The organism is Pseudomonas triticicola, assembly GCF_019145375.1.
Lineage (GTDB): Bacteria > Pseudomonadota > Gammaproteobacteria > Pseudomonadales > Pseudomonadaceae > Aquipseudomonas > Aquipseudomonas triticicola.
In genome coordinates this window covers 781,060-793,747 of sequence record NZ_JAHSTX010000002.1, presented here as the reverse complement: position 1 = coordinate 793,747, position 12,688 = coordinate 781,060, and the positions used below count along the sequence as shown (strand labels likewise).

The following is a 12,688-nucleotide window of genomic DNA, read 5'->3' as shown; positions in this document are numbered from 1 at the left end:
AAGTCCCTATGTCTGAAAACGTTCCTGCGCCTTATCGGCAACAACGCGGCAAACAATAGTGGCACATTGATATTTTTTTGGCGACAGGATGCTGGCGCCCTTACAGCAGATTGTTCGGCGCCGCTGGGTCGACCTGCGCCCAATGCGAAGTATCCTCGCGATGCGCCTGCAGATACGGCAGCACTGCCGCCAGCAACGGTTCCTTGAACGCCTCCTGAAAGCGATGCGCGAGTCCCGGAATCAGTTTCAACTGACTGCCCTGAATGTGCGCCGCCAGATGCACGCCGTGCATCACCGGCAGCAGCGGATCTGCCGTGCCATGCACCACCAGCGTCGGCACGCGCAGTTGATTGAGCAGTGCCACCCGGCTCGGCTCGGCAAGGATCGCCATGATCTGCCGCTTGACGCCTTCAGGGTTGAACGCGCGGTCGTAGGACGCCGCCGCCTGTTGCAACAGCGCTTGGCGATCATCGGTTACCGCCGGGCTGCCCAGTGCTGCGAGCAGATCGGCCTGTTGCTCGAGCGCCACTTCGCGGTTCGGCGCGCCCCGCCGTGAGAGCAATTGCACCAGCGCCGCACTCGGTGCCGGCAGGCCTTCGGCGCCGGAAGTGGTCATGATCAGCGTCAGGCTTTCCACCCGCTGCGGCGCCATCGCCGCCATGTGCTGGGCGATCATCCCGCCCATGCTCGCGCCGAGCACGTGGAATTGCTCGACCTTCAGCGCCGTCATCAAGCCCAGCGCATCGTCGGCCATGTCAGTCAGGCTGTACGGGGCCGAGACCGGCAGACCGAGTTTGTAGCGTAGCACTTCGAAGGTCAGATTGGCCTCGATCGGCGCCTGCCGCCAGGTCGACAGGCCGACGTCGCGGTTGTCATAACGAATCACTCGAAACCCCTGCTGACACAGCGCGACCACCACTTCGTCCGGCCAGTGAATCAACTGCCCACCCAGGCCCATGACCAGCAACAGCGCCGGGTCCGATGCACGACCGATACTCTGATAGGCAAGACTGACCTGCGCCAGCTCGGCGTGCTCGGTCGGCACGTTGACATCGCAGCGTCCGGCTGCAAACGAACCGGCCCCGAACAAAAGCGCGGCCAACGCGGCCGCGACTGAAAACAATCTCTTGAACATGAAAAACACCAAAACGCAGCACCCCAGTAGAGCGCGAGTCTGATGAAGTTCGTACAAGCGCGCTGCCACAGTTGCATGACAGTTTGATGAAGAGTGCCGAGCGGTCGGCTGTCGATTGCATCGCCGGATCCTGGCCGGCAGATCGACAACGCGTGCTTCATGAGACAAACTCACCTTCCACGCATTCGTCACAAATTTCCTTCATGGAGCCCCGCCGGTGCTTGAAATCCGTCACCTGAAAACCCTGCATGCCCTGCGCGAGGCCGACAGCCTGGTCGACGCCGCCGACCGTTTGCATCTGACGCAGTCAGCACTGTCGCACCAATTCAAAGAGCTGGAGGAGCGCATGGGCATGCAGTTGTTCGTGCGCAAGACCAAACCGGTGCGCTTCACCAGCGCCGGTTTGCGCCTGCTGCAACTGGCCGACGCCACCCTGCCGCTGTTGCGCGCCGCTGAACGGGACATTGGTCGGCTGGCCGGTGGCACCGCCGGGCGTCTGCACATGGCGATCGAATGCCACAGCTGCTTCCAGTGGCTGATGCCGACCATCGACCAGTTCCGCGATGCCTGGCCGGAAGTCGAGCTGGACCTGGCTTCGGGTTTCGCTTTCGCCCCGCTGCCGGCACTGGCCCGTGGCGATCTGGATCTGGTGGTGACCTCCGATCCGCTGGAAATTGCCGGCATCACTTACGTGCCGCTGTTCACCTACGAAGCTATGCTCGCGGTGGCCAACCAGCATGCGCTGGCGAGCAAGCCGTACATCGTTCCCGAAGACCTGCTGACGGAAACGCTGATCACCTACCCGGTGGAACGCGATCGCCTGGACATCTTCACCCGCTTCCTCGAACCGGCCGACATCGAACCTGCGCAGGTGCGCACTTCGGAGCTGACGGTGATGATGATGCAACTGGTCGCCAGCGGCCGTGGCGTCTGCGGCATGCCGCACTGGGCGCTGCATGAATACAGCTCGCGTGGCTATGTGAAGGGCAAACGGTTGGGTGAAAAGGGCTTGTTCGCGACGCTGTACGCGGCGATTCGCACCGACATGCTCGACGCGCCGTACATGCGCGACTTCCTGCTGACCGCCAAGGACACCTCGTTTTCGACCCTGGATGGGGTCAGCGCCGTACGCTGATTTTTCCGAGCAAGAGTTCCCCCTGTGGGAGCGAGCCTGCTCGCGAAAGCGGTGGATGATTCAGCGATGATGTCGGCTGGACGGACGCCTTCGCGAGCAGGCTCGCTCCCACAAGAATTGTCGTGGTGGGTCAGAGCTCGCGCCACATGTGGATCTTGTCGAAGTAGTCTTCGCCCACTCGCACGGCGAGCGGTTCGAGACCGTACTGAATGAATCCGCAACGCTGGTACAACTGAAAAGCCGCGTCGTTGCCGGTGGTGACGGTGAGCTGGAGCAGTTTCAACGCCGGATGCTTTTGCGCCTCGGACAGAGCCGCTTGGACCAGATCAAACCCTAGACCCTTGCGACGAAAATCCGCCGAGACATACATGCCGAACAGCGTGGCCTTGTGGCGCGCCTTCTCGCGCGGTTCGAACGCCAGGCCGACAATCCCGGCCAACGTCCCGGCATCGAATGCCCCCAGCACCACATCGAGCTTGCTGGTCAGGCGCCCTTCCCACCAACTCAATGGCATCACCGCGCGTTCGCGCACGCTGGAAGTGAACGCCTGCGGATGCCGGTCATAGGCTTCAAGCATCAGTTCGCGGTAAGCCAGGGCGTGGCTGGCATCCAGCCGTTCGATCCACACCTCAGGCGGTCCGGCGTTGTTCGAGCATCAGCCGTACGGCAAGGCCGCCAAGCACCAGGCCCATGAAATAACGCTGCATCGCCAGCCACGTCGGGTTGCGCACAAACCACGAGGCGATACCTGCGGCGAACAGCGCGATCAACAGATTGACGCTGAAGCTGACGCTGATCTGCGTCAGGCCGAGAATGATGCTTTGGGTGAACACCGAGCCGTGTTCGGGGCTGATGAATTGCGGAAACACCGAGAGGTAGAACACAGCGATTTTCGGGTTCAGCGCGCTGGTGAGAAAGCCCATGGTGATCAGTTTGCGCGCCGAGTCCGGCGGCAATTGCTGCGCTTCGAAAGGCGAACGTGCGCCGGGTTTCAGCGCTTGCCAGGCCAGCCACAGCAGGTACAACGCGCCGGCCCATTTCAACACTTCATAAGCCATCGGCACAGCCAGAAAAACGGCCGTCAAACCGGCCGCCGCGGCGAACATATGCACAAAGAACCCGCCGACCACGCCGAGCAATGAGGTCACTCCGGCGCGGCGCCCCTGACAAATCGAACGCGAGATCAGGTAGATCATGTTCGGCCCCGGCGTCAGCACCATCAGCAATGCGGCGGCGGCAAATATCAGCAAGTCTTGCAGCGGGATCATGGCGGAGTCCTTTGCGGGAATGATCAGGCGAGTGCAGTCAATGAACGGCGATAGAACGGCAGGATGTGTTCGCGTGTCAATGGCGCCAGCTCGAGCGCTGGATCAGTGGCCGGATCGACCCAGATGACTTCCTCGATCTCCGCCGCCGGGCAGACGTCGCAATCGATGGTCAGTTGAAAAATTTCCGCATGGACGATGAAGCCTGGCTCGTTGGCGGCGGGGGCGGAAAAGCTGTTGAGGAAAATCGCCTGCGCCGGATCGATTTCCAACCCGAGCTCCTCTTCCAGCTCACGGGCCAACGCGTGCACTGGCAGCTCATGGGCCTCGATCTTGCCGCCCGGTTGCATGAACGCCGTGGTGCCGCGCTTGCGCACCAGCAGGGTCTGGCCTTGAGCGTTGAGCAACAGGGCTGCGGCGATATGAATGGTCGACATAAAGGAATTCCCTGGCGCAAAGCGCCAAGGATCCCATGCCCGTCAGAGGGAAGCCAAGCCACGAAGCTCAGGTCGCTTCCTGAAAGTCCAGTTCCGGCGGCTGACGGCGGAAACCACCCGTCAGCACGGCGAGGTACACCACGCCTATCGCCAGCCAGCTCAGCCCCAGCCACACCGCCAGATGATCGAGGCTGACCATCAGCCACAGGTCGGCCACCAGACCGATCAGCGGGCAGAACAGAAACAGCAGCAGCTCGCGCGGGCCTTTTTTCTCGCCGCCGATCCAGTAGTGGAAGATCACCGACAGGTTGACCAGGCTGAACGCCAGGAATGCACCGAAGTTGATGAACGAGGTCGAGGTGGTGACGTCGAGTTTCAGCGCCAGCAACGCCACCGCTGCGCACAACAGAATGCTGTTGACCGGGGTGCCGAAGCGCGCGTGCAAGGTGCCGAAAAATGACTTCGGCAAGACGCCGTCGCGGCCCATGGCGAACAGCAGTCGCGAACCGCTGGCCTGGGCCGACAGCCCCGAGGCGAACTGGCCGACGATCAGGCCGATCAGGAAGATCGACACGAACAGGTCGCCACCGATGTTGCGCGCAATTTCATAGGCTGCCGAGTCGACGCTGTCGAACTGGAACGATGGATGAGCGATCTGCACGAAGTACGAAACGCCGACGAAGATCAGGCCGCCAATCAGGGTGATCAGCATGATCGCCCGGGGAATGGTACGGCGTGGATCGCGGGTCTCTTCGGTCAGGGTGCTGACTGCGTCAAAGCCAAGGAATGAATAGCACGCAATCGCCGCGCCGCTCATGATCAGCGGCATCTGCATATCGCCGTTGAAGAACGGTTTGATCGACCACAGCGGCGTGCTCGCATCGCCGCCGATGTAGTGCACGCACAGCGCAACGAAGGCAATCAATACGAGGAACTGCACTAGCATCAGCAAGGCGTTGATGCCGTTGGCCAGTTTCAGCCCGACAATGTTGATCGCACTGGTGATGCCGATGAACGCCAGCACCCAGGTCCACTGCGGGATCGACGGGAACGCCGAGGCCAGATAAGCGGCGCCGATCAGCCAGATGGCCATGGGCAGGAACAGGTAATCGAGCAACACCGCCCAGCCGGCAATGAAACCGAGTTTCGGGCTGATCGCCTTGCGCACGTAGCTGTAAGCCGAACCGGCCACCGGAAAGGCAGCGGCCATGCGCCCGTAACTCATGGAGGTGAAAAACATCGCCACCAGCGCGGCCAGGTAGGCGGCCGGCACCATGCCGGCGGTGGACTGGGCGAGGATGCCGAAAGTGCCGAGGACAATGATCGGCGTCATATAGGCGATGCCGAACAGCACCACCGACCCTAGCGAAAGGGTGCGTTGCAAACGAGCCATGGGCGACTTACTCCGAATGTTATTGGATTTATGGCAGAGCCGGGTTCGGCGAAAATTTCGGGTGTGGCTGATTATTTTTGTTCGACTGAAGATCGTTCCCCCCTCACCCCAGCCCTCTCCCCCAAAGGGGGCGAGGGGGAAAGGGAGCCGATCTATGTGGACTTCAATATCTGAGTTCGACTCGGTATCTCAGGTCGATGTATCTCGAAAGTACACCTCGGTCAGTCCCCTCTCCTTCCGGGAGAGGGCTAGGGTGAGGGCAGCGGTTATGGGTGTGGAATCAATAGCTCGCGAACACCGCAAGCCTGCTCCACCACCTCCCCCGGCAACTTCAAACGCTGATCATCCAGATAGCGATAATCCTTGCGCGCAATTTCCAGTTGCGCGAAATCCAGCTCGACCCTGAACTGCCCTTGTTCACGTCCGGCCTCGAACAGCAGCGTCCCCAGCGGATCGACCAGCGCACTGCCGCCGGCAAACACCAGGCCGTCATCCCCCGCCTCGACGCGATTGACCATCAGCGCAAACGCCTGGTTTTCCTGGGCGCGCGCCATGATTGCGGTGCGGTGGGTCGGGCCGTACGGGTCCATGTTGCCGTTGGTGACAATGAGCAATTCCGCACCCAGTTGCGCCAGGGCGCGGGCGGTTTCCGGGAACTCGATGTCGTAGCAGATCAGCAGGCCCACGCGCACACCGTTCCACATACAGGTGGCGTAACGGTCGCCGGCTTCGAACACGCCGCGATCCGACGCCCACAGATGGGTCTTGCGGTATTTCAGGGCGATGCCTTCGGGGGTGATCAGCAGCGTGGTGTTGTAGAAGCGGCCGTTGTCGTTCTCGGCCATGCCGATCACTACGGCGATATCCTTCTCACGCGCCGCCGCGAGCACGGCGCTGACGGTCGGGCCGTTGAGCGGTTCGGCGATCTGCGCCACGGTTTCGGCGTTGGGGAAGCCCATCAGGTGGGTTTCCGGGAACACGATCATCTGCGTGTCGGCCGCGCAGGCAGCAATCGCCGCCAGTGCGCATTGCAGGTTGTAAGCCGTGTCGTTGTCACGGCCCGCCAGTTGGGCGAGTTCGACTTTCATGGTTATCCCTTGTTATGTGGCCCGGCCCGGAAAGATTGCCCGGTGCCTGTCTGTGGGCCAGTATGCGCAGCAAGCAACCGGCCAGGGAATCACGCGGCCGGGGTAACCCGATAGGGGTAGATCGATGACACTTTCGTTGAATGACATCACTTGGCACCGGGCCGTCGGGCAATTGATCGACGCGCTCGACAAGCCGAATTTCTGGGCGCAACTGGTGCGCCTGCTTGAGCAGTACGTGGCGTTCGATAGCTGGGTGGTGCTGCTGTTCAGCGCCGATCAGCATCCGCAAGTCTTCGCCGAATGCCCCGGCGAGGACGGCAGCCCGGACCCGCTGTTCCAGGATTATCTGCGTGGGCTGTATCTGCTCGACCCGTTCTACATCGCCTGCCGCGAGCAGTCGCGCACCGGCCTGTATCGCCTGTCGGAAGTCGCGCCGGAGCATTTCGAGCTGACCGAGTACTACCAGCGATACTTTCGTCTGAATGTGGTGGCCGACGAAATCCAGTTCAATTGCCAGCTCGAAGGCGAGCGCACGCTGTGCCTGTCGCTGGGCAGTGAAAAACGTTTCACTGGCGAACAGATCGCTTTGCTGTCTTTGATTCAGCCGTGGGTGCTGGGTCTGTTGCGCCAGCGTCTGCCGTACGAGATCAACGAAACCGTGGCCCTCGCCGCCACACCTGCGCAGGCAGACTGGCGGGTGCAACTGGAAGCCTCGGTGCAACAGCTCAAGGGCGCTCAACTGACCGCGCGGGAACTGGACGTCGGGCGTTTAATGCTCAGCGGTTGTTCCAGCAAAGAAATCGCCCGCAAGCTGGAAATCTCCGTGGAAACCGTGAAAGTCCATAAGAAACACATGTACAGCAAGCTGGGGATCAAATCCCAGTCCGAGCTGTTTTCGATTTTTCTGCAGGCGCAGAACGCCTGAAACAGTGTGCTTAACGCTTTTTGTGGGAGCGAGCCTGCTCGCGAAGAGGCCCTCATGGCCGACATCAAGGTTGGCTGGTCCGCCGTCTTCGCGAGCAGGCTCGCTCCCACAGAAATGCGTGCCGTTGCACAAAATTGAGTCCGAACCAAGGAACCCGTATGAGCCTGTCGCTGCTGAGCCGCTACGCCTTCTTTGCCGTCTGCGTGATTTTCACTCTCGCCAGCCTGCCCTTTCTCGAACATGACTGGCTGTGGCCGATCAGCGCCGTCACCGCGGTGCTGAGCCTGCTCGGCGTGTTCGACCTGTTGCAGACGCGCCATGCAGTGCGCCGCAATTATCCGATTCTGGGCAACATCCGTTATCTGGTCGAAGGTATCCGCCCGGAGATTCGCCAGTACCTGCTCGAATCCGACAGCGACGCCCTGCCCTTCTCCCGCGCCCAGCGTTCGCTGGTGTACTCGCGAGCGAAAAACGAAACCGCTGACAAACCGTTCGGCACGCTGATCGACGTCTACCAGTCCGGCTTCGAATTCATCGGCCACTCGATGCGCCCGGCGCCGTTGAGTGACCCGAACGGTTTCCGCGTCACTGTCGGCGGGCCGCAGTGCACGCAGCCCTACTCGGCGTCGATCTTCAATATTTCGGCGATGAGCTTCGGCTCGCTCAGTGCCAACGCCATCCGCGCCTTGAACCAGGGCGCCAAACTCGGCAACTTCGCCCACGACACTGGCGAAGGCAGCATCAGCCCGTATCACCGCGAACACGGCGGCGATCTGACCTGGGAGCTGGGCAGCGGCTATTTCGGCTGCCGCACCAGCGACGGCCGTTTCGACCCGGAGCGCTTCGCCGTACAGGCACAGAATCCGCAAGTGCGCATGATCGAAATCAAGATGAGCCAGGGCGCCAAACCCGGCCACGGCGGGATCCTGCCCAGGCACAAGGTCACCAAAGAAATCGCAGAGACCCGTGGCATCCTCATGGGCGAGGACTGCGTCTCTCCATCGCGCCACAGTGCGTTTTCCACGCCGATCGAGATGATGCAGTTCATCCAGCAACTGCGCGAACTGTCCGGCGGCAAGCCGGTGGGCTTCAAGTTCTGCCTTGGCCATCCGTGGGAATTCATGGGCATTGCCAAGGCCATGCTGGAAACCGGCATCCTTCCCGACTTCATCGTCGTCGATGGCAAGGAAGGCGGCACTGGCGCAGCGCCTGTCGAGTTCACCGACCACATCGGCGTGCCGATGCGCGAAGGCTTGCTGTTCGTGCACAACACGCTGGTCGGCCTGAACCTGCGCGACAAGATCAAACTCGGTGCCAGCGGCAAGATCGTCAGCGCCTTCGACATCGCCAGCGTGCTGGCCATCGGCGCCGACTGGGCCAACTCGGCGCGCGGCTTCATGTTCGCCATCGGCTGCATCCAGTCGCAGTCGTGCCACACCAACAAATGCCCGACCGGCGTCGCCACCCAGGACGCCTTGCGCCAACGCGCTTTGGTGGTGCCGGACAAAGCCCAGCGCGTCTACAACTTCCATCGCAGCACGCTCAAAGCGCTGGCGGAAATGCTCGCTGCCGCCGGGCTTGATCATCCTTCGCAACTGTCGGCCAAGCATCTGGTGCGTCGCATGTCGGCAACCGAGATCAAACTGTTCTCGCAGTTGCATGTGTTTTTGAAACCGGGGGAATTGCTTACTGGCGAAGTGAACGGCGAGTTCTATTCGCGGATGTGGCAGATGGCGCGGGCGGACAGTTTTGAGCCGCAGGAAGTGGTAGCGGCGTAAGACTGGCGATCAGCTCACGCGAACCAAAAAAGCCCCGATCTTGCGAGCGGGGCTTTGTTTTTTTTCAGCGGTTTGAACTTACGAAACCGAACGCACCGCGTCTTGCGAAACCTGATTCGGCTGCAACTTGAACACGTAAAACAACACCGTCAGCAACACCAGGAACGCCGGCCCGACATACAGCGCCACGCGGGTATCCGGGAAGTACGCCATCAGGCCGACCACCAGTACCAGAAACGCCAGGGCGAAGTATGAGCTGACCGGGTACAGCCACATCTTGTACTTGAGGCCGGCACGTTCGCTGGCGCTCAGGCCTTTGCGGAATTTCAGCTGGGCGAGGAGGATCATCACCCAGGTCCAGATTGCACCGAAGGTGGCGATCGAGGTGACCCAGACGAAAACCTTTTCCGGTACCAGATAGTTGAGCACTACACCCAACAGCAACACCGCAATCGACAGCAACAACGCGCGGCGTGGCACGCCGTTGTTCGAGGTCTTGGCGAAACCGGCCGGGGCCTGGCCGTTCTGCGCCAGGCTGTAGAGCATGCGCCCGGTGCTGAAGATGCCGCCGTTGCACGACGACAGCGCCGCAGTAATCACCACGAAGTTGATGATACCGGCGGCGGTCTTGATGCCCAGCCGCTCGAAGGTCATCACGAACGGGCTGCCCTGGGTGCCGATTTCGTTCCACGGGTAGATCGACAGAATCACGAACAGCGCGCCGACGTAGAACAGCAGAATCCGCCAGAACACCGAGCCGATCGCGTCAGGAATGGTCTTCTGTGGATTCTTCGCTTCACCGGCGGTCAGGCCGATCATTTCCACGCCGAGGTAGGCGAACATGACCATCTGCAGCGACATCAGCACACCGGTCACGCCGTTGGGCATGAATCCGCCGTGCGCCCAAAGGTTGGAAATGCCCAGCGCCACGCCGTCATTGCCGAAACCGAAGGCAATGATGCCGACGCCGCCGATGACCATGGCGATGATGGTGACGATCTTGATCAGGGCGAACCAGAATTCGAACTCGCCGAAGGCTTTCACCGCGATCAGGTTGATCGAGCCCATGCTGATCAACGCCGCCAAGGCCCAGATCCAGCGCGGCACATCCGGGAACCAGATGCCCATGTACACCGCCACGGCGGTGATTTCCGCGACGCAGGTCACCAGCCACAGAAACCAGTAATTCCAACCGGTGAGAAAGCCTGCCAGCGGACCGAGATAATCCTGCGCGTAGCGGCTGAACGAACCGGCCACCGGGTTATGCACGGCCATTTCGCCGAGGGCGCGCATGATCACCAGGATCGCCAGACCGCCAAGGATGTAGGAAAGCATGATCGCCGGACCGGCCATCTGGATGGCTTTGGCCGATCCGAGAAACAGGCCGACGCCGATACAGGCACCGAGTGCCATCAGGCGGATATGCCGTTCGCCGAGTTCACGTTTGAGCGGACCGCCCGAAGCGGTGTCGCCGTGCGGCTGAGGATTGCCAACTGGCATAGGGGTACAACCTCGTCTTGTTATTGGATATGACCACCGGGTTTCGAAGCGTCGGCCGATAGGCCTTGGCTGGGCAGGAAACCGCGTCTGCTTCGTGGGCTGACGCGTCTTGCAGGGCGGGCCTGAAAGATCAGCGGGGCGTGCAGTATAAAAAGCTCAGGGCAGGATTTTTCACTCTAAAAGTCACAACATTCAGCGACAACTCTCGGCAATAGTGGGTTCTGCGGAGAGGCATTACCTGCATTACGTAGGAAAAGTCGCCACTGAAAAAGCCGCGAAGTATTGCACAGCGATGGTGCAGCGTCATGTTTCAGCCCTAGGGCATTTGATCCACTGTGTGATGTCTCGCCTCGCTTGATCACGGATAAATCGCCCGACGGATTCAGAAATTTCGCTCAACACTTGCGGCGCCGACCGGGGCAGGCAACCACTAACCTTTGAAAAAGCCAGGAGCACATGCAAGGAAGCTCACATGCCAGTCCGTCCCAATTCCCACCGTTTGCGCCAAGGTCGTTTCTCGGAAAACGGTCGTGCCTATTTCATCACCTCTGTCATCCACGAACGCCAGCCCGTATTTTCTGATTGGCAGACCGGCCGATTACTGGTTGCAGAACTACGCCGGGTTCATGAGCAAGGAGTCGCGCAATCCATCGCCTGGGTTGTCATGCCTGACCACTTTCATTGGCTGATGCAATTACAACGCGGCTCACTTGGCGAAGTCATTGGCGGTGTAAAGGCTCGCTGTACGCATGCGGTTAACAGAAAAACCGGACGTCACGGATCGCTGTGGCAAACCGGCTACCACGACCGTGCGATCCGTGACGGCGAGGACCTGGAGCCCATCGCCCGCTATATCATCAATAATCCCTTGCGAGCCGGGCTGGTCGATAACCTCGGTGACTACCCGCTTTGGGATGCCTGGTGGCTCTGAGCGCGACAGCTCTATGGAAAGGTGTATTTATTGTGGTGAGGGGATATCCCCGCTCGGCTGCGCAGCAGTCGCAATTTCCTCACACTCGGTGTGCCTGTAGAAACTGTGCTGGCAGGTTTTGGGGCCGCTTCGCAGCCCAACGGGGATGAATCCCCTCGCCACAGGAAGTCCCCGCTCGGCTGCGAAGCAGTCGCAACTTGCTGACACGCGGTGGGCCTGCATAAACCGTGTTGGCAGGTTTTGGGGCTGCTTCGCAGCCCAACGGGGATAAATCCCCTCACCACAGGGAATCCCTGCATGACTGATAAATCTGCCAGCCACAGGGAGCCCTTTCCTCGCACAGACAACTTCCCGGGATGTGCACAGCATCCTTGTGGCGAGGGGATTTATCCCCGCTCGACTGCGCAGCAGTCGCAACTTGCTGACACGCGGTGGGCCTGCATAAACCGTGCTGGCAGGTTTTGGGGCCGCTTCGCTGCCCAACGGGGATGAATCCCCTCGCCACAGGGAGTCCCTGCAAGACTGATAAATCTGCTAGCCACAGGGAGTCCATTGCTCACACAGACACATCATGGGGTTGTGAACAGTATCTTTGTGGTGAGGGGATTTATCCCCGCTCGGCTGCGCAGCAGTCGCCATTTGCCGATATGCGGTATGCCTGCGTAAACCGTGTTGGCAGGTTTTGGGGCTGCTTCGCAGCCCAACGGGGATGAATCCCCTCACCACAGGGAGTCCCTGCAAGACTGATAGATCTGCTAGCCATCTGAATCCTTTCCTCACACAGACAACATCCCGGGATATGAACAGCATCCTTGTGGTGAGGGGATTTATCCCCGCTCGGCTGCGCAGCAGTCGCAACTTCCTCACACTCGGTGTGCCTGTAGAAACCGTGCTGGCAGGTTTTGGGGCCGCTTCGCTGCCCAACGGGGATGAATCCCCTCGCCACAGGGAGTCCCTGCATGGCAGATAGATCTGCTAGCCATCTGAATCCTTTCCTCACACAGACAACATCCCGGGATATGAACAGCATCCCTGTGGCGAGGGGATTTATCCCCGCTCGGCTGCGCAGCAGTCGCAACTTCCTCACACTCGGTGTGCCTG

At 60.6% G+C, this 12,688-nt stretch carries 11 protein-coding genes; 4 read left to right on the top strand and 7 right to left on the bottom strand.

Annotation, left to right across the window (positions count from 1 at the left end; all coding sequences use genetic code 11):
• Nucleotides 1-100: 100 nt before the first annotated feature.
• The gene (locus KVG85_RS25445) at nt 101-1,135 is read right to left on the bottom strand and encodes an alpha/beta fold hydrolase (RefSeq protein ID WP_076564013.1); all 1,035 of its coding nucleotides are present in this window, start codon (nt 1,133-1,135) and stop codon (nt 101-103) included.
• Between the two features lie 217 nt (nt 1,136-1,352).
• Here KVG85_RS25445 and metR point away from each other — a divergent pair, with 217 nt between their 5' ends.
• The gene (gene metR, locus KVG85_RS25440) at nt 1,353-2,270 is read left to right on the top strand and encodes a transcriptional regulator MetR (RefSeq protein ID WP_016773382.1); all 918 of its coding nucleotides are present in this window, start codon (nt 1,353-1,355) and stop codon (nt 2,268-2,270) included.
• A gap of 130 nt (nt 2,271-2,400) precedes the next feature.
• Here metR and KVG85_RS25435 read toward each other — a convergent pair whose 3' ends face one another.
• The 5 genes from KVG85_RS25435 to KVG85_RS25415 all read right to left on the bottom strand — a co-directional run bounded on the left by KVG85_RS25435 (nt 2,401) and on the right by KVG85_RS25415 (nt 6,453).
• Nucleotides 2,401-2,898 carry a GNAT family N-acetyltransferase gene (locus KVG85_RS25435; RefSeq protein ID WP_217865347.1) on the bottom strand — a complete coding sequence of 166 codons (498 nt, stop codon included), beginning with the start codon at nt 2,896-2,898 and terminating at the stop codon, nt 2,401-2,403.
• A gap of 1 nt (nt 2,899) precedes the next feature.
• A complete protein-coding gene (locus KVG85_RS25430) occupies nt 2,900-3,538 on the bottom strand; it encodes a LysE family translocator (RefSeq protein ID WP_217865346.1) in 639 nt (212 codons plus the stop codon).
• Between the two features lie 23 nt (nt 3,539-3,561).
• Nucleotides 3,562-3,972, bottom strand: a complete 411-nt coding sequence (locus tag KVG85_RS25425; protein ID WP_217865345.1) for an NUDIX hydrolase — start codon at nt 3,970-3,972, stop codon at nt 3,562-3,564.
• Between the two features lie 67 nt (nt 3,973-4,039).
• Nucleotides 4,040-5,365: an APC family permease gene (locus KVG85_RS25420; RefSeq protein WP_217865344.1), complete on the bottom strand. Its 1,326-nt coding sequence runs from the start codon at nt 5,363-5,365 to the stop codon at nt 4,040-4,042.
• A gap of 266 nt (nt 5,366-5,631) precedes the next feature.
• On the bottom strand, nt 5,632-6,453 hold the full coding sequence (locus KVG85_RS25415; protein WP_217865343.1) for a carbon-nitrogen hydrolase family protein: 822 nt from the start codon (nt 6,451-6,453) through the stop codon (nt 5,632-5,634).
• A 124-nt stretch (nt 6,454-6,577) separates the two neighbouring features.
• Here KVG85_RS25415 and KVG85_RS25410 point away from each other — a divergent pair, with 124 nt between their 5' ends.
• Nucleotides 6,578-7,378, top strand: coding sequence for a helix-turn-helix transcriptional regulator (locus KVG85_RS25410; protein ID WP_122691340.1), 801 nt, complete (start codon nt 6,578-6,580; stop codon nt 7,376-7,378).
• Nucleotides 7,379-7,536: 158 nt separating this feature from the next.
• Nucleotides 7,537-9,156 carry an FMN-binding glutamate synthase family protein gene (locus KVG85_RS25405; RefSeq protein ID WP_217865342.1) on the top strand — a complete coding sequence of 540 codons (1,620 nt, stop codon included), beginning with the start codon at nt 7,537-7,539 and terminating at the stop codon, nt 9,154-9,156.
• Between the two features lie 78 nt (nt 9,157-9,234).
• Here the strand turns inward: KVG85_RS25405 and KVG85_RS25400 are convergent, their stop codons facing one another.
• On the bottom strand, nt 9,235-10,656 hold the full coding sequence (locus KVG85_RS25400; protein ID WP_217865341.1) for an amino acid permease: 1,422 nt from the start codon (nt 10,654-10,656) through the stop codon (nt 9,235-9,237).
• Nucleotides 10,657-11,128: 472 nt separating this feature from the next.
• On the opposite strand from KVG85_RS25400, the gene KVG85_RS25395 reads away from it, so the two are divergent.
• Nucleotides 11,129-11,587 carry an REP-associated tyrosine transposase gene (locus KVG85_RS25395; protein WP_217865340.1) on the top strand — a complete coding sequence of 153 codons (459 nt, stop codon included), beginning with the start codon at nt 11,129-11,131 and terminating at the stop codon, nt 11,585-11,587.
• Nucleotides 11,588-12,688: the final 1,101 nt, after the last annotated feature.